Annotated in this window: 12 protein-coding genes, 1 tRNA gene and 1 pseudogene; 11 read left to right on the top strand and 3 right to left on the bottom strand. The window is 61.6% G+C overall.

The features are described 5' to 3' along the window. The first annotated feature begins 1 nt into the window (after nucleotide 1). From miaA to PSAKL28_RS28750, 9 genes and pseudogenes are all read left to right on the top strand, one after another. The gene (gene miaA, locus PSAKL28_RS24020; RefSeq protein ID WP_038615209.1) at nucleotides 2-973 is read left to right on the top strand and encodes a tRNA (adenosine(37)-N6)-dimethylallyltransferase MiaA; all 972 of its coding nucleotides are present in this window, start codon (nucleotides 2-4) and stop codon (nucleotides 971-973) included. A gap of 98 nt (nucleotides 974-1,071) precedes the next feature. Beyond that, the gene (gene hfq, locus PSAKL28_RS24015) at nucleotides 1,072-1,332 is read left to right on the top strand and encodes an RNA chaperone Hfq (protein ID WP_028945676.1); all 261 of its coding nucleotides are present in this window, start codon (nucleotides 1,072-1,074) and stop codon (nucleotides 1,330-1,332) included. A 12-nt stretch (nucleotides 1,333-1,344) separates the two neighbouring features. Continuing rightward, nucleotides 1,345-2,646: a ribosome rescue GTPase HflX gene (hflX, locus tag PSAKL28_RS24010; RefSeq protein WP_038615206.1), complete on the top strand. Its 1,302-nt coding sequence runs from the start codon at nucleotides 1,345-1,347 to the stop codon at nucleotides 2,644-2,646. A 96-nt stretch (nucleotides 2,647-2,742) separates the two neighbouring features. Next, nucleotides 2,743-3,903, top strand: a complete 1,161-nt coding sequence (hflK, locus tag PSAKL28_RS24005; RefSeq protein ID WP_038615204.1) for an FtsH protease activity modulator HflK — start codon at nucleotides 2,743-2,745, stop codon at nucleotides 3,901-3,903. Then, nucleotides 3,903-4,769: a protease modulator HflC gene (gene hflC, locus PSAKL28_RS24000; RefSeq protein WP_038615202.1), complete on the top strand. Its 867-nt coding sequence runs from the start codon at nucleotides 3,903-3,905 to the stop codon at nucleotides 4,767-4,769. The genes hflK and hflC overlap by 1 nt, the downstream gene beginning before the upstream one ends. 278 nt (nucleotides 4,770-5,047) lie before the next feature. Next, nucleotides 5,048-6,235 carry an ATP phosphoribosyltransferase regulatory subunit gene (locus PSAKL28_RS23995; RefSeq protein ID WP_038615200.1) on the top strand — a complete coding sequence of 396 codons (1,188 nt, stop codon included), beginning with the start codon at nucleotides 5,048-5,050 and terminating at the stop codon, nucleotides 6,233-6,235. A gap of 54 nt (nucleotides 6,236-6,289) precedes the next feature. Continuing rightward, the gene (locus PSAKL28_RS23990; protein ID WP_038615198.1) at nucleotides 6,290-7,579 is read left to right on the top strand and encodes an adenylosuccinate synthase; all 1,290 of its coding nucleotides are present in this window, start codon (nucleotides 6,290-6,292) and stop codon (nucleotides 7,577-7,579) included. A gap of 111 nt (nucleotides 7,580-7,690) precedes the next feature. Next, nucleotides 7,691-8,746 (top strand): annotated as a pseudogene (locus PSAKL28_RS28755) (methyl-accepting chemotaxis protein); the annotation flags it as partial. 21 nt (nucleotides 8,747-8,767) lie between these two features. Further along, on the top strand, nucleotides 8,768-9,652 hold the full coding sequence (locus PSAKL28_RS28750; RefSeq protein WP_408635436.1) for a methyl-accepting chemotaxis protein: 885 nt from the start codon (nucleotides 8,768-8,770) through the stop codon (nucleotides 9,650-9,652). A gap of 67 nt (nucleotides 9,653-9,719) precedes the next feature. On the opposite strand, the gene PSAKL28_RS23980 is transcribed toward PSAKL28_RS28750, so the two are convergent. The 3 genes from PSAKL28_RS23980 to PSAKL28_RS23970 all read right to left on the bottom strand — a co-directional run bounded on the left by PSAKL28_RS23980 (nucleotide 9,720) and on the right by PSAKL28_RS23970 (nucleotide 12,625). Next, nucleotides 9,720-11,288 carry an ABC transporter permease gene (locus PSAKL28_RS23980; RefSeq protein ID WP_038615195.1) on the bottom strand — a complete coding sequence of 523 codons (1,569 nt, stop codon included), beginning with the start codon at nucleotides 11,286-11,288 and terminating at the stop codon, nucleotides 9,720-9,722. Beyond that, entirely contained in the window at nucleotides 11,288-12,301 is a 1,014-nt protein-coding gene (locus tag PSAKL28_RS23975) for an extracellular solute-binding protein (protein WP_038615193.1), read from the bottom strand. The genes PSAKL28_RS23980 and PSAKL28_RS23975 overlap by 1 nt, the downstream gene beginning before the upstream one ends. Before the next feature lie 237 nt (nucleotides 12,302-12,538). Beyond that, nucleotides 12,539-12,625, bottom strand: a tRNA-Leu gene (locus PSAKL28_RS23970). A 267-nt stretch (nucleotides 12,626-12,892) separates the two neighbouring features. On the opposite strand from PSAKL28_RS23970, the gene rnr reads away from it, so the two are divergent. Continuing rightward, entirely contained in the window at nucleotides 12,893-15,484 is a 2,592-nt protein-coding gene (rnr, locus tag PSAKL28_RS23965) for a ribonuclease R (protein WP_038615190.1), read from the top strand. Continuing rightward, nucleotides 15,481-16,233, top strand: a complete 753-nt coding sequence (gene rlmB / locus PSAKL28_RS23960) for a 23S rRNA (guanosine(2251)-2'-O)-methyltransferase RlmB (protein ID WP_038615188.1) — start codon at nucleotides 15,481-15,483, stop codon at nucleotides 16,231-16,233. Before rnr ends, rlmB begins: the two co-directional genes overlap by 4 nt. Nucleotides 16,234-16,440: the final 207 nt, after the last annotated feature.

The raw sequence follows: 16,440 nt of genomic DNA, 5'->3' as shown, positions 1-16,440 counted from the left end.
AATGAGTGGCAAACCTCCCGCGATATTCCTGATGGGCCCGACCGCGGCGGGCAAGACCGATCTGGCCATCGAGCTGACCAAGGTACTGCCTTGCGAGTTGATCAGTGTCGATTCGGCGCTGGTCTATCGGGGCATGGACATTGGCACGGCCAAGCCCTCCAAAGTGGTGCTGGCTGCCCATCCTCACCGCCTGATCGATATTCTCGACCCGGCCCAGAGCTATTCGGCTGCCGATTTTCGTCGTGATGCACTGGAGGCCATGGCCGATATCACTGCACGCGGCAAAATACCGCTGCTGGTCGGTGGCACCATGCTCTATTACAAGGCCCTGCTCGAAGGCCTGGCCGACATGCCTGCGGCCGACCCGCAGGTGCGTGCCGAACTCGAAGAAGAGGCCGAACGCCTCGGATTGCAAGGGCTGCACCAGCAGTTGGCAGCGGTCGATCCGGAATCGGCAGCAAGAATTCACCCCAATGACCCCCAGCGCCTGATTCGCGCGCTCGAGGTTTATCGGGTCAGCGGCCTGACAATGACGGCTCATCGCCAGCGTCAATCCGCGGAAAGTAGCGCCGCAGGCCCTTCGGCGGCGGGTCATTTGCCCTATACTGTCGCCAGCCTGGCCATTGCGCCTGCCGACCGTCACGTGTTGCACGAGCGGATTGCGCTACGATTTGGGCAAATGCTGGAACAGGGCTTCGTTGACGAGGTCCGATTGCTGCGAGCCAGAAGTGACTTGCACGCGGGACTGCCGTCTATACGGGCGGTTGGTTATCGCCAGGTCTGGGATCATCTTGATGGCAAGTTAACATCAGTTGAAATGCGGGAGCGCGGCATTATTGCCACTCGCCAATTGGCGAAACGGCAATTCACCTGGTTGCGTAGTTGGGCTGACCTGCATTGGTTGGACAGCCTGGCTTGCGACAATCTGTCTCGCACCTTGAAATACCTGGGATCGGTCTCCATATTGGGCTGAGTCCTTGTAATTGCCGTCTATCCTTGGGGGTGGGGCGGCTTGAGCCATCAGTTTTTCTTTGATTTTTTTTACTATTGATCCTTACAGGAGTGCGGCATATGTCAAAAGGGCATTCGCTACAAGACCCTTACTTGAATACTTTGAGAAAGGAAAAAGTTGGGGTTTCGATCTATCTGGTTAACGGCATCAAGCTGCAAGGCACGATCGAATCCTTCGACCAGTTCGTGATCCTGCTGAAAAACACCGTCAGCCAGATGGTTTACAAGCACGCTATCTCGACAGTGGTTCCTGTGCGTCCGATCCGTCTGCCAAGCGCATCCGAATCCGAGCATGGCGACGCTGAGCCAGGTAACGCCTGATAGGAGTCTGCTTTGTTCTTTGAGCGCCACGGTGGTGGTGAGCGGGCAGTCCTCGTTCACTTGGAAGGTCAGAACCCTGAGGCGCGCGAAGATCCGCAGGAGTTTCGGGAGCTGGCACTGTCGGCTGGGGCCGATATAGTCGCGTTCGCCAATGTGGCGCGACATCAGCCCAGCGCCAAATACCTGATTGGCAGTGGCAAGGTCGAGGAATTGCGCGACCTGGTCAGCGCTGAGCAGGTAGATTTGGTGATTTTCAATCACACCCTCACCCCCAGTCAGGAACGTAACCTCGAACGAGTCTTCGAGTGTCGCGTGCTTGACCGCACCGGTCTGATTCTCGACATCTTCGCCCAGCGGGCGCGTACCCATGAAGGCAAGCTGCAGGTCGAACTGGCTCAGCTTGAGTACATGAGCACGCGGCTGGTACGCGGCTGGACACACCTTGAGCGGCAGAAAGGCGGTATTGGTCTGCGCGGCCCGGGTGAAACCCAGCTGGAAACCGACCGGCGCCTGTTGCGGGTGCGTCTGCGCCAGATCAAGGCGCGACTGGAGAAGGTCCGCAGCCAGCGCGAGCAGGCTCGCCGCGGGCGCAAGCGGGCAGATATCCCGTCGGTGTCCCTGGTCGGCTATACCAACGCCGGCAAATCGACCCTGTTCAATGCCCTGACCCAATCTGAGGTCTACGCGGCCGACCAGTTGTTTGCGACCCTCGACCCGACCCTGCGCCGGCTTGAGCTCGACGACGTCGGGCCGATCGTGCTGGCCGATACAGTGGGATTCATTCGCCACCTGCCGCACAAGCTGGTCGAAGCTTTTCGGGCTACGCTCGAAGAGTCGAGCAACTCCGATCTGCTGCTGCATGTGATCGACGCCCATGAGCCTGATCGCATGGAACAGATCGAACAGGTCATGGCGGTGTTGGGGGAGATTGGTGCAGAAGGCTTGCCGATCCTCGAGGTCTATAACAAACTCGACCTGCTTGAGGGTGTCGAGCCACAGATTCAGCGCGATGCCGACGGCAAGCCGCAGCGGGTCTGGGTCTCGGCGCGTGATGGGCGCGGCCTGGAACTGGTGGGGCAGGCAGTCGCCGAGTTGCTGGGGGATGACCTGTTTATCGGAACCTTGCGCCTTGAACAGCGTTTCGCGCGATTGCGCGCGCAATTCTTTGCATTGGGCGCAGTGCAGGGCGAAGAGCACGACGATGAAGGCAGCAGTCTTCTGGCCATTCGGGTGTCGCGGGTCGAGTTCAATCGCCTGGTCACTCGCGAAGGCTTGAAACCGGCGGAGTTCATCGAGCAACACACTTTGCAATAAAAGCCCGGCGACGCGGTCGGGCAGCCGTGACAGGCATTCTGTAGCATTGGACGGCGCGCCGTGGGTGCGTCTTTGCTTTATCAGATGGAGAGCGCTATGGCTTGGAATGAGCCGGGTGGCAACTCGAACAATCAGGATCCGTGGGGCGGGCGCCGTGGTGGCGACAAGAAAGGGCCGCCGGATCTCGACGAGGCCTTCCGCAAGCTGCAGGACAGCCTGAACGGCATGTTCGGCAGTGGTAAAAAACGCGGCGGCGACAACGGCATCGGCAAGGGCGGTGGCTTCGGCCTGCTCGGCATCGGGCTGGCCGTGCTGGCAGCCATCTGGCTGTACAGCGCCGTGTATGTGGTCGACGAACAGGAGCAGGCGGTAGTGCTGCGCTTCGGCAAATACTACGAAACCGTAGGGCCGGGCCTGAACATCTACTTCCCGCCGATCGATCGCAAGTACATGGAAAACGTCACGCGTGAGCGTGCCTATACCAAGCAGGGGCAGATGCTCACCGAAGACGAGAACATCGTCGAAGTGCCGCTGACCGTGCAGTACAAGATCACCAACCTGCAGGATTTCGTGCTGAACGTCGATCAGCCTGAAGTCAGCCTGCAGCATGCGACCGACAGCGCCCTGCGCCATGTGGTGGGTTCCACCGCGATGGACAAGGTACTGACCGAAGGTCGTGAGCAGATGGCTGTGGAAATCAAGGAGCGCCTGCAGCGTTTCCTCGATACCTACCGTACTGGTATCACCGTCACCCAGGTCAACGTACAGAGCGCGGCAGCCCCGCGTGAAGTGCAGGAAGCCTTCGACGATGTGATCCGTGCCCGTGAAGACGAGCAGCGTGCCCGCAACCAGGCCGAATCCTACGCCAATGGCGTGGTGCCGGAAGCGCGTGGTCAGGCCCAGCGGATCATCGAGGACGCCAACGGTTACCGCGACGAAGTCGTCTCGCGCGCCAAGGGTGAGGCTGATCGCTTCACCAAGCTGGTCGCCGAATACCGCAAGGCACCCGAAGTGACCCGTCAGCGTCTGTACCTGGACACCATGCAGGAAGTCTACAGCAACACCAGCAAGGTCCTGGTTTCCGGTAAGGATGGCCAGAGCAACCTGCTGTACCTGCCGCTGGACAAGATGGTCGAAGGCAGCCGTAGCAGCAGTGTTCCAGTAAGCGTCCCGGCTTCGGCCAACGACGCGGCCAATCGCGCGGCAGCTGAGCTGCAACAGCAGCAAACACAGTTGCGTACTAGGGAGAGCCGCTGATGAGCAATAAATCGCTGATCGCCCTGATCGTTGGCGTGGTGCTGGCGATCGTGGCCTGGAACAGCTTCTACATCGTGTCGCAGACCGAGCGTGCGGTACTGCTGCAATTCGGTCGTGTGGTTCAGGCCGATGTCCAGCCTGGCTTGCATGTGAAGGTTCCTTACGTCAACCAGGTGCGCAAGTTCGACGCCCGCCTGATGACCCTGGATGCCCCGACCCAGCGCTTCCTGACCCTGGAAAAGAAAGCGGTGATGGTCGATGCCTACGCCAAGTGGCGGGTCAAGGACGCCGAGCGTTTCTACACCGCGACTTCGGGCCTCAAGCAGATCGCCGACGAACGTCTGTCGCGCCGTCTGGAAAGCGGCCTGCGTGACCAGTTCGGTAAGCGTACCCTGCACGAAGTGGTCTCCGGTGAACGTGACGCGCTGATGGCTGACATTACTGCTTCGCTGAACCGTATGGCCAGCAAGGAGCTGGGTATCGAAGTGGTCGACGTTCGCGTCAAGGCCATCGACCTGCCCAAGGAAGTAAACCGCAGCGTGTTCGAGCGTATGAGCACCGAGCGTGAGCGTGAAGCCCGCGAACACCGCGCCAAGGGTAACGAGCTGGCCGAAGGTATTCGTGCCGACGCCGACCGTCAGCGCCGAGTCCTGCTGGCAGAAGCCTATCGGGAATCGGAAGAGACCCGTGGTGATGGTGATGCCCAGGCGGCGGCGATCTACGCCAAGGCCTATGGTCAGGACCAGGACTTCTACGCGTTCTACCGGAGCCTCAAGGCTTACCGCGAAAGCTTTGCCAACAAAAGCGATGTACTGGTGCTCGATCCGAGCAACGAGTTCTTCCGCTTCATGGACAAGGCCAAGTAGTCAGGTTGCACCCCGCCGGGCGGTTAAAACGCCTGGCGGGGTGATCCTGCGAGAAAACGGGTGTATGATGCGGCAGCCGGGAAATTCCCGGCTTTTTTGCGTCTGCAAGACCGAACGGCCGCAAGCCGTCGCCGGTCTACAGCGCAGCCCAAGGTATTTGAGGGTATCGGCACGGCGGTTGCGCTGGAATCAGTGCTGCGCGTCATAGTTTGGCGATACCTGCTTCACTCAAGGCAAGCCTGCGGGCAGGCCGCCCGGACCAAAGGGGAAATGGCGTAATGGCAACGGTAGACCGCTGGCTGCTGCCAGATGGCATCGAAGAAGTACTGCCACCTGAGGCGGCGCGCATCGAGATCGCGCGTCGTCAGGTGTTGGATCTGTTCCAGAGCTGGGGTTACGAGTTCGTCGTGACTCCGCATATCGAGTACCTGGAATCGCTGCTTACCGGTGCCGGCCAGGACCTGGATCTGCGCACGTTCAAGGTCATTGACCCGCAGTCGGGTCGGCAGATGGGCTTTCGTGCCGACATCACCCCGCAGGTCGCGCGCATCGATGCGCACACCCTGCGTCGTGAAGGCCCGAGCCGTCTGTGCTATGCCGGTAGCGTGCTGCACGCCTTGCCGCGCGCGCTGTCGACTTCGCGCAGCCCGATCCAGCTCGGTGCCGAGCTGTACGGCGACGCCAGCCCGGTCAGCGACGTTGAAGTAATCAGCCTGATGCTGGCCATGCTGCAACTGGCCGACGTGCCGGATGTGCACATGGACCTTGGTCATGTCGGTATCTACCGTGGCCTGGCCCGTGCGGCCGGTTTGTCCGGCGCGGTCGAACAGCAGCTGTTCGATGCCCTGCAGCGCAAGGCTATCGATGAAGTGATCGAGCTGACTGCCAACCTGCCGGCGGATCTTGCCGCCATGCTGCGCTCGCTAACTGAGCTGTGCGGCGGTCGTGAAGTGCTGGCCGAGGCGCGCGTGCGTCTGGGACGTGCGCCGGCTGCCGTGCTGGCAGCCCTGGATGACCTGCTGGCCATCGCCGAGCGCCTGGCAGCTCGCTATCCAGAGCTGCCGCTGTATTTCGACCTGGGCGAATTGCGCGGTTATCACTACCACACAGGCGTAGTGTTTGCCGTCTTCGTCCCGGGCGTTGGTCAGTCGATCGCCCAGGGCGGTCGTTACGACGACATCGGAGCAGACTTTGGCCGGGCGCGCCCGGCTACCGGTTTCTCCACGGATTTGAAGACCCTGGTCACACTGGGGCGGGCCGAGGTTGTGTTGCCGTCTGGCGGGATCTGGATGCCCGACAGCAGCGATGCAGCACTCTGGCAGTTGGTCTGCCAATTGCGCAGTGAAGGTCAGCGGGTGGTTCAGGCATTGCCTGGGCAGCCATTGACTGCCGCCGTCGAGGCGGATTGCGATCGGCAATTGATTCAGCAAAACGGGCTTTGGCAGGTACTGCCGCTGGCCATTTGAGATTCCCCGCCGGTACGAGCCGGCGCCAAGTTTGCGCGAATGAGGACAAGTGTTATGGGTAAGAATGTCGTAGTCCTGGGCACCCAGTGGGGTGATGAGGGCAAAGGCAAGATCGTTGATCTGCTGACCGAACATGCTGCCGCCGTAGTGCGCTACCAAGGTGGCCACAACGCGGGCCACACCCTGGTGATCGACGGTGAAAAGACCGTGCTGCACCTGATCCCGTCTGGCGTGCTGCGCGAAGGCGTACAGTGCCTGATCGGCAACGGCGTGGTGGTTGCACCGGACGCCCTGCTGCGTGAGATCAACAAGCTGGAGGAGAAGGGTGTACCGGTGCGCGAGCGCCTGCGTGTCAGCCCGTCCTGCCCGCTGATCCTGTCCTTCCACGTTGCGCTGGACCAGGCCCGTGAAAAGGCGCGTGGCGAGCTGAAGATCGGTACTACCGGTCGCGGCATCGGCCCAGCCTACGAAGACAAGGTCGCGCGTCGTGGCCTGCGTGTTGGCGACCTGCTCAACATGCCGCGCTTTGAAGACAAGCTGCGTGAACTGGTGGAGTACCACAACTTCATGCTGGTCGGTTACTACAAAGAGCCAGCCATTGACTTCGGCAAGACCCTGGCTGAATGCAAAGAATACGCTGAGCTGCTCAAGCCGCTGATGCTGGACGTTACCGCTGAGCTGCACGACCTGCGTCGCGCTGGCAAAGACATCATGTTCGAAGGCGCCCAAGGTTCGTTGCTGGACATCGACCACGGTACCTACCCCTATGTGACCAGTTCGAACACCACCGCTGGTGGCGTCGCTACCGGTTCGGGTGTTGGCCCTATGTTCCTGGACTACATCCTGGGCATCACCAAGGCTTACACCACGCGCGTAGGCTCGGGTCCATTCCCGACTGAACTGTTCGACGAGGTAGGTGCGCATCTGGCTAAACAAGGTCACGAGTTTGGCGCGACGACCGGCCGTGCTCGTCGTTGCGGCTGGTTCGATGCCGTTATCCTGCGTCGCGCTATCGATGTGAATAGTATCTCGGGCATCTGCCTGACCAAACTGGACGTGCTCGACGGTCTGGAAACCATCAACATCTGTGTCGGCTACAAAGATGCAGAAGGTAACGACGTTGCTCCGACTGACGCTGACAGCTACGTGGGTCTGCAGCCTGTGTACGAAGAAGTGCCGGGTTGGACCGAATCGACCGTGGGTGCCAAGACCCTGGAAGAGCTGCCAGCCAACGCTCGTGCTTACATCAAGCGCATTGAAGCGTTGATCGGCGCGCCAATCGACATCATCTCCACCGGCCCGGACCGCAACGAGACCATCGTGCTGCGTCACCCGTTCGCCTGAGTCGCGATTGATGTAAAAGCAAAGGCCCCTTTATAGGGGCCTTTGTCGTTTCTGCCTGCTGTTCGGCACAACCTTTGCTGTAAGAATCGCTTTCGGGTTGCCATCATTTTAATGGCCCCAGTAGTAGAGGGTTCTTACGTGTCTGCCGTTCTCTCACTGTTACGAAGCCGCCTGTTGCGGCCGGTCTTTGTTGCCCTTGGTATCGCTCTTTTGGTGCAGGTGCTGGTCGCGGTCGCGCTGACCCGGAGCACGGTCACCACACTCGAGGCCGATTTGGGCAAGCGATTGGGTGCCGATAGCCAGAAATTGTCCGCCGAGCTCGAGCAGGCCGGGCAGGAAGTCAGTGCCGGGCTCGATAGCCTTTCTGCCAGTACCCGCCAGCGTCTTACCGCTGGGCTTTCGGCTCGTCTGCAAGGCGAGCAGGCCCAGTTGCGGGCGACCCTGGAGAAAAATCTCAAGGACTCGGCCAATGACATGGCTGAACTGCTGGCCTCGGTCGCCCCGCGGGCCATGTGGGACAACGATGTGCCGACCCTGTCGGAGTTCTCCCGGCGTGCCCAGCGCAACCCCAGTGTGCTGTTTGTGGTGTACGACGATGCCCAGGGGCAGCACCTGACCCGTTACCTGAACCGGCAGAACCCGATCAACCAGGTCTTGCTGGAAAAGGGCCAGGGTGAACGAGCGCTGGACAAGGTCCTCGACGCTGCGCGCAATGATCCCTCGGTGTACTTCGTCGAGGCATCGATCAGCCCTAACGGCGTCGAGATCGGCAAGGTACTGATGGGCGTTTCCACCGCGGCAGTGGATGCCGAACTGGTCGCCCTCGACAAGCGCTTCTCGGCCTTGATCGCCAGTGGTGATCAGTTGGTTGGCGAGAGCCTGGTGGGCGCCGCTGCAGACAGTAACAAGGCCCTGCGCGCGCGCCTGGAGGCGGCACAGGCCAGTGCTGCTGGCATGCAGGCCAACACCTCGCAGAGTGTCCAGGAGGCTGCGGCAACGCTACGCTGGAATATCGGCGTAGGCCTGGCGCTGGTCGGGCTCGGCGTGCTGCTGGTGGTGGCGGTGGTGCTGGGGCGGCGGGTGGTCAACAAGCTGCGTCTGCTGATCGCTGCGCTCAACGATCTGGCGGCGGGTGAGGGTGACCTGACCAAGCGCGTGACCATCGACAGTCGCGACGAGATTGGCGATATGGCGGCCGCGGTTAACCAGTTTGTCGACAAGTTGCAGCCCATTGTCCGTGAGGCGGGTGAAGTGGCGCAGCGCACGGGCGTCGAGATCGGCGTCATGGCGCAGCGCAATGCCGGTGCCGATGCTGCGGCTGAACTGCAGCGTGACGAAGTGGCGGCCAGCCTGCGCGACTTGTCGAGCATGGCCGATGAGGCCCAGGCCGAGAGCCACGCCATGCAGTCGGCGTTGCAGCAAGTAGTGGATATCCGTCAGGCCACCGACGAAAACAGCCGGACCTCGACCCAGGTGGCCAAGCTCATCGAAGAGCTGGCCGGGCAGGTCGAGACCGGCTCGAAAGTCATCGAGCGCCTGGCTCAGCAAAGCGAGCAGATCGAGGTGGTGTTGACGGTGATTCACGGTATCGCCGAGCAGACCAACCTGCTGGCGCTCAATGCTGCGATTGAAGCGGCGCGGGCCGGTGAGACTGGGCGCGGCTTTGCCGTGGTCGCTGACGAAGTGCGGGCCTTGGCGAGCAAGACCCAGAGCTCAACCGGCGATATCCAGGCGCATATCGGCGCGCTGCAGCAAGGGGCGAAGGAAGCGGTCGCGGCGATCAGTCAGGCCGGGCGTCAGGCCAGCGAAGGTCTGTTGGTGCTGCGTGACAATGCGCGCCTGCAGCAGTCGGTGCAGGCCTCGGTTGAGCAGGTGCATGCGGCGATTGGCCTGGCTACCCGCGCGGCCGAGCAGCAGGCGCAAGGTGCTCAGGCTGTGCGTGGGCGGGTGCAGACCATTCATGCTCAGGCCGAGCGTGCTGCTGAGGTGGTGATGCAGACCACTGCCAGTAGCAAGGTGCTGGATGACCTGGCGGCGCAGCTCAAGGCCAGCCTTGGGCAGTTTCGGGCCTGAAAGCAATCGCGGGGTTGTACATAGCCCCTGTGGGAGCGGGCTTGCCCCGCGATGCTTTTTCACAACCTCAAGCGCGGTTCAGGTACATCCGCGTAGTCAACAAATACACCGGCAGCCCCGACACCAGAATCAGTAGCGCCGCATAAGGTGCCGCCGCCGCGAACTCGACGTTGGCGGTGTGCGCCCAGACTTCAGTGGCCAGGGTGGTCATGCCGGTCGGGCTGAGCAGCAGGGTTGCGGTCAGCTCCTTCATGGCATCGAGAAACACCAGGGCAAATGCTGCCGCCAGGGCCGGGAAGATAATCGGCAGGGTGACTCTGCAGAACGCCGTGAACTGCGTCGCACCAAGGGTGCGCGCCGCTTCTTCAAGCTGCGGCGCCGCCTTGTTCAGTGCCGTGCGTACCGGCGCCTGGGCCAGTGGCAGAAACAACAGGGCATAGGCCAGCAGCAACAAGCCGGTGGTCTGGTACAGCGCCGGCACGTAGTGCAGGGCGAAGTACACCAGAGTCAAGGCGATCACCAGGCCGGGCAGGGCGTGCAGCAGGTAGGGCAAACGCTCGGCCCAGATCGCCAGACGGCCTTTGTAGCGCACCACGAGGAAACTGACCGGCAGCGCCAGCAGCAAGCTCAGGCCGGCGCCACCCAGCGACAGCGACAGCGACGAGAACAGCGCACGGCTGATGTCGGCAACCGGAAAGGCCGCAGACGAGCCGACGCTCAACCAGTAACCCAGCATGCCCAACGGAATGCCGCTGCCCAGCAGTGCCAGGATCAGACAATACAGTTGCCCCGCTGGCATCCAGGCGCGCAGGCGGATCGGTGCGCCGCGTCGCGCCACGCCCTGGCCAATGCGCACATGCCGCGCCTTGCCGCGTACGCGCAGCTCAAACCAGAGCATCAGCAGGCACATGAACAGCAGCACCGCCGACAGCATTGCCGCGTTGGCGTTGCTGAACTCCAGTTCGAACTGCTGGTAGATCGCCGTGGTGAATGTCTGCAGGCCGAGGATCGACAGGGCGCCGAACTCCACCAGCATGTGCAGGGCGATCAGCAGGCTGCCGCCGAGAATCGATGGCCAGAGCAGTGGCAGGGTGATTCTGAAGAACACGCCCCAGCGATTTTGCCCCAGGGTGCGCGCCGATTCCTCCAGGGAGGTGTCGAGGTTGCGCAGGGTTGCCGCCACCGGCAGGAACACCAGCGGGTACTTGGACAGACTCATCACCAGAATGGCGCCGCCCAGGCCTTCGAAGCGCGGGCTCAGGGACACCCAGGTAAATCCGCTGACAAAGGCCGGCACAGCGAAAGGCAGGCACAGAATCACGCCCCATAAGCGCCGTCCTGGCAGATCGCTGCGCTCCAGTAGCCAGGCCAGTGACACGCCCAAGGCCATGCAGGCCAGGGTGACGCCGGCCATCAGCATCAGGGTATTGCGCATCAGGCCCCAGACAAACGGGCGCCAGAGCAGGTGCAAGGCTTCCCGCCAGCCGGCTTCCCAGGCTTTCAGGGCGACATAGAGCAGGGGCAGCAGGCTCAGGCCGACCAGCAACAGCACCGGTAGCACAACCCAGATCGAAGGGCGCTTGCGCTTGGGGACGTAGCGGCTGCCCAGTGCTGGTGCGGGTACGGCTGTACTCATCAGAGCAGGCCAACTTCGCGTTCAAGCTCCAGGGCTTCTTCAGCGTTACCCAGATCGGCCGGGGTGATTTTCGGTGGGCGCAGGTCTTCGAACGGCTTCAGGCCCTGGTCCGAGACCATGCCTTTGTGCAGCGGATACTCGGCGGTGGTCTGGGTGATTACGCGCTGACCTTCTTCGCTGGCCATCCAGGCCAGCAGTGCCTGGGCTTCTTTCGGGTGTTTGCTGGCCTTCACGGCGGCGGCGCCGGAAATGGTCATCAGGCCACCGACGTCGCCGTCAGCCAGGTAGTAGAGTTTCGAATCCAGCTGGCCGCGCTCCTTTTTCAGGGCGTACCAGTAGTAGTTGTTGACCAGCACCGCCGCCACTTCACCGTTTTCCACGGCTTTGAGGGCAACCATGTTGTTGGTGTAGGTCTTGCCGAAGGCCTTCAGGCCCGTCAGCCATTCTTCGGCGGCGTCGCGGCCGTGCAGCTTGAGAATGGCCACAGCCTGTTCCTGGAATGCACCGCTGGTCGGCACGAAACCGATCTTGCCTTCCCACTCGGGACTGGCGAAGTCCATCACCGAAGGTGGCAACTCTTTCTCGTCGATGACTTTCGGGTTGAACGCGACCACCCGGGTGCGTGCGGTTACGCCCATCCAGGTGCCGTTGGTTGCGACGAATTCCTTGGGCAGTACCTGCAGCGTTGACTCGTCGATCTTGGCCAGCAGGCCGAGCTCGCCCAGGTTGTTCAGCGGTGGCGACTCTTCGGTGTAGATGACATCGGCTGGCGAGCGCTCGCCTTCTTCGATGATCTGGCTGGCCAGCTGGTTGCTGCTGCCTTTGCGGATGTTGATGTGGATGCCGGTCTTGGTCTCGTAGGCCTTGGCGATGGCATCACCGATTTCCTTGTGCTGGCCGTTGTACAGGGTCAGGGAAACAGGGTCGGCGGCCATGGCGGTTGGAGCGCCAAGCAGCAGGGTCAAAAGAGAAACGGCCAGGCCGCGCAATAGGGGGGCATTGCGGAACGTCATGCGGGTACTTCCTCGCTTGCGGCTACATATCTGGAAACAATGATAAACGATATCGCTTCTCAGATGCCTGAATGAGAGGAATTTCATGAGCAGGCTATCGGCTTTCGGTGGGAGCGGGCTTGCCCCGCGATTGCAGTCTGTCAGGCACGGCCCATCGCGGGGCAAGCCCGCTCCCACAGGGAAGAAAATGGGGAGGGCAGAAACGAAAAAACCCGCTTTCGCGGGTTTGATCTGAATTGGTGCCCAGAAGAAGACTCGAACTTCCACGACCGTAAGGTCACCAGCACCTGAAGCTGGCGTGTCTACCAATTTCACCATCTGGGCATTTCGCTGAGGTCACATGATGCTTCACATCAGGTTGCATCTCAACTACAACGACGCTGTCCGTCGTTGTGGTGCGCACTATACGGATGCCTCTGAGAGCTGTAAAGCCCCGTGCAGAAAAAATCTTAAAATTTTCAAGTCATTGTTCCTTATGATGGTTTTGGCAGCATCCAGGGGGCTCTGAGAGGGCTGTCCAAGCCTGAAATTTCCGGTTTCAATACGCCTATGCCAAACTAACCCTTATATAGACAAGGTGAACCCCTCCTAATGGCCGATTGGCAGACCCTCGATCCCGAGGCCGCTCGTGAAGCGGAAAAATACGAAAACCCTATTCCTAGCCGTGAGCTGATCCTGCAGCGTCTGGACGAGCGCGGCTCGCCGGCTGCCCGTGAGCAACTGGTCGAAGAGTTCGGTCTTACCACCGAAGACCAGATCGAAGCCCTGCGCCGCCGCCTGCGTGCGATGGAACGCGACGGTCAGCTGATCTATACCCGGCGCGGCACTTATGCCCCGGTAGACAAGCTCGACCTGATCCTTGGTCGCATTGCCGGCCACCGCGACGGCTTCGGTTTCCTGATCCCGGATGACGGCAGCGACGACCTGTTCCTCAGCCCGGCACAAATGCGCCTGGTGTTCGATGGCGACCGTGCCCTGGCCCGCGTCTCCGGTCTGGACCGTCGTGGTCGCCGCGAAGGCGTAGTGGTCGAAGTGATCTCGCGTGCCCACGAAACCATCGTTGGCCGCTATTTCGAAGAAGGCGGTATCGGCTTCGTCACCCCGGACAACCCCAAGGTTCAGCAGGAAGTGCTGATCACCCCGGGTCGTAACGGCGGGGCGAAGATCGGTCAGTTCGTCGAAGTGAAGATCACCCACTGGCCAACCCCGCGCTTCCAGCCCCAGGGCGATGTCACTGAAGTGATCGGCAACTACATGGCGCCGGGTATGGAAATCGATGTTGCCTTGCGCAGCTACGACATTCCCCACGTCTGGCCAGAAGCCGTGATCAAGGAAGCACGCAAGCTCAAGCCGGAAGTCGAAGAGAAGGACAAAGAACATCGCGTCGACCTGCGCCATCTGCCGTTCGTCACCATCGACGGCGAAGACGCCCGCGACTTCGACGATGCGGTGTACTGCGAGAGCCTGGGCAAACTGCGCCTGTTCTCCGGTGGCTGGCGCCTGTACGTGGCGATCGCCGACGTTTCCAGCTACGTACGCCTGGGCTCGGCCCTGGATGCCGAAGCCCAGGTGCGTGGCAACTCGGTGTACTTCCCCGAGCGCGTCATTCCGATGCTGCCTGAAGAGCTCTCCAACGGCCTGTGCTCGCTGAACCCGCACGTCGACCGGCTGGCGATGGTCTGCGAAATGACCATCAACAAGTCCGGGCAGATGGTTGATTACCAGTTCTACGAAGCGGTGATCCACTCCCACGCGCGCCTGACCTACAACAAGGTCAGCAGCATGCTCGAGCATGCGCGTACCCGTGAAGGCAAAGCCCTGCGCGAGCAGTACAGCGAAGTGGTGCCGGACCTCAAGCAGCTCTATGCCCTGTACAAGGTGTTGTTGGCGGCCCGTCATACCCGTGGCGCGATCGACTTCGAAACCCAGGAAACCCGGATCATCTTCGGCTCCGAACGCAAAATCGCCGAAATCCGGCCGACCGTGCGCAACGACGCCCACAAGCTGATCGAGGAGTGCATGCTGGCGGCCAACGTGGCCACCGCCGAGTTCCTCAAGAAACACGAAATTCCGGCCCTGTACCGTGTTCACGACGGTCCGCCGCCGGAGCGCCTGGAAAAACTGCGCGCCTTCCTCGGTGAGCTGGGGCTGTCGTTGCACAAAGGCAAAGACGGTCCGTCGCCGAAGGATTACCAGGCGCTGCTGGCAGGTATCGCCGGTCGTCCGGACTTCCACCTGATCCAGACCGTGATGCTGCGGTCCCTGAGCCAGGCGGTGTACAGCGCCGACAACAACGGACACTTCGGCTTGAACTACGAGGCGTACACCCACTTCACCTCGCCGATTCGCCGTTACCCGGACCTGCTGACCCACCGGGCGATCCGCAGCGTGATCCGTTCGCGCCAGGAAACCCCGCACGTCAAGCGCGCCGGTGCCATGAGCATTCCCAAGGCACGCATCTACCCGTACGACGAGGCGACTCTGGAGCAGCTCGGCGAGCAGTGCTCGATGAGCGAGCGACGGGCCGACGAGGCCACCCGCGATGTGGTCAACTGGCTCAAGTGCGAGTACATGAAAGACCGCGTCGGCGAGAGCTTCCCGGGTGTGATCACCGCGGTGACCGGCTTTGGCCTGTTCGTCGAGCTGACCGACATCTACGTCGAAGGCATGGTGCATGTCAGCGCCTTGCCGGGCGATTACTACCACTTCGACCCTGTGCACCATCGCCTGGCCGGTGAACGTACCGGTCGCAGTTTCCGCCTCGGAGACACGGTTGAAGTGCGGGTAATGCGCGTCGACCTCGAGCAGCGCAAGATCGACTTCGAGATGGCCGAGAACACCCTGAAGGCGCCGATTGGCCGCAAACAGCGGTCTGAAGGCGTGCGGCCGCAGGATGGCAAGGCTGTACCGGTGCTCGACAAGGCCGAAGTGACCAAGGCCGAGCCTGCGCGCCGGAGCAAAAAGAACGAAACCGCCGAAGCTTACTTCCCTTCACATGCCGCGGCGAAGAACGCCGAAGTACGTAAAAGCCGGGAAATGAAGAAGGCGCTGATGTCCGATGCCAAGCACGCCAGCGGCAAGCCGGCTTCCAAAGGCGGCAAGTCGTCGGAGAAACCCAGCAAGCATCGCAAGGGGCCGCCAAAAGCCGGCTCTGGATCACGTAAACCCAAGGCCAAGTCATGAGTCAGTTGGAAAAAATCTACGGCGTTCACGCCGTAGAAGCCCTGTTGCGTCATCACCCCAAGCGGGTCAAGCAGATCTGGTTGTCGGAGGGGCGTAGCGACCCGCGCGTGCAGGTCATCGTTGACCTGGCCGGGCAGAACCGGGTTTCCGTCGGCCAGGCCGAGCGTCGTGAAATGGACGCCTGGGTTGAAGGCGTGCACCAAGGCGTTGTGGCTGAGGTCAGCCCAAGCCAGGTGTGGGGCGAGGCGATGCTTGAGGAGCTGCTTGATCGCACCGAAGGCGCGCCGCTGATTCTGGTGCTCGACGGTGTGACCGATCCGCACAACCTCGGTGCCTGCCTGCGTACCGCCGATGCCGCCGGTGCCCTGGCGGTGGTCGTGCCGAAAGACAAGTCGGCCACCCTGACGCCGGCAGTGCGCAAGGTTGCCTGCGGCGCTGCTGAAGTGATCCCGCTGGTAGCGGTGACCAATCTGGCGCGCACCCTGGAGAAACTCCAGCAGCGTGGCCTGTGGGTTGTCGGCACCGCTGGCGAAGCCGAGCAGGAGCTGTACCAGCAAGACCTGACCGGGCCGACCATCCTGATCATGGGGGCCGAAGGCAAGGGCATGCGCCGACTGACCCGTGAGCACTGTGACTTTCTGGTCAAGCTGCCGATGGCCGGTAGCGTCAGCAGCCTGAACGTGTCGGTAGCGACTGGAGTGTGCCTGTTCGAAGCCGTTCGTCAGCGTAACGCCAAAGCCAAAGGTTGATGCTTTCGCGGGGCAAGCCCGCTCCCACAGGGTGAACGCAAACCCTGTGGGAGCGGGCTTGCCCCGCGATGCTTTCATAGCTGCTCAATAATTCACCAATGACCTTGCTTGTCCCCCGGCGCTTCTCTACAATTGCGCCCCTTGCCATGTTGGCAGGCGTTCACACGCCTTCACCCAAGGCAAGACATACAGTGTCATTCACTCCTT

This window comes from Pseudomonas alkylphenolica, assembly GCF_000746525.1.
GTDB lineage: Bacteria > Pseudomonadota > Gammaproteobacteria > Pseudomonadales > Pseudomonadaceae > Aquipseudomonas > Aquipseudomonas alkylphenolica.
Note: the sequence above shows the minus strand (reverse complement) of the source record. Positions and strands in the feature narration are given on the sequence as shown.

Bases quoted from the DNA above. Each gene is read 5' to 3' on its own strand.
- miaA (WP_038615209.1), top strand. From the start codon at position 2: ATGAGTGGCAAACCTCCCGCGATATTCCTGATGGGCCCGACCGCGGCG.
- hfq (WP_028945676.1), top strand. From the start codon at position 1,072: ATGTCAAAAGGGCATTCGCTACAAGACCCTTACTTGAATACTTTGAGA.
- hflK (WP_038615204.1), top strand. From the start codon at position 2,743: ATGGCTTGGAATGAGCCGGGTGGCAACTCGAACAATCAGGATCCGTGG.
- hflC (WP_038615202.1), top strand. From the start codon at position 3,903: ATGAGCAATAAATCGCTGATCGCCCTGATCGTTGGCGTGGTGCTGGCG.
- PSAKL28_RS23995 (WP_038615200.1), top strand. From the start codon at position 5,048: ATGGCAACGGTAGACCGCTGGCTGCTGCCAGATGGCATCGAAGAAGTA.
- PSAKL28_RS23990 (WP_038615198.1), top strand. From the start codon at position 6,290: ATGGGTAAGAATGTCGTAGTCCTGGGCACCCAGTGGGGTGATGAGGGC.
- PSAKL28_RS28750 (WP_408635436.1), top strand. From the start codon at position 8,768: ATGGCGGCCGCGGTTAACCAGTTTGTCGACAAGTTGCAGCCCATTGTC.
- PSAKL28_RS23980 (WP_038615195.1), bottom strand. From the start codon at position 11,288: ATGAGTACAGCCGTACCCGCACCAGCACTGGGCAGCCGCTACGTCCCC.
- PSAKL28_RS23975 (WP_038615193.1), bottom strand. From the start codon at position 12,301: ATGACGTTCCGCAATGCCCCCCTATTGCGCGGCCTGGCCGTTTCTCTT.
- rnr (WP_038615190.1), top strand. From the start codon at position 12,893: ATGGCCGATTGGCAGACCCTCGATCCCGAGGCCGCTCGTGAAGCGGAA.
- rlmB (WP_038615188.1), top strand. From the start codon at position 15,481: ATGAGTCAGTTGGAAAAAATCTACGGCGTTCACGCCGTAGAAGCCCTG.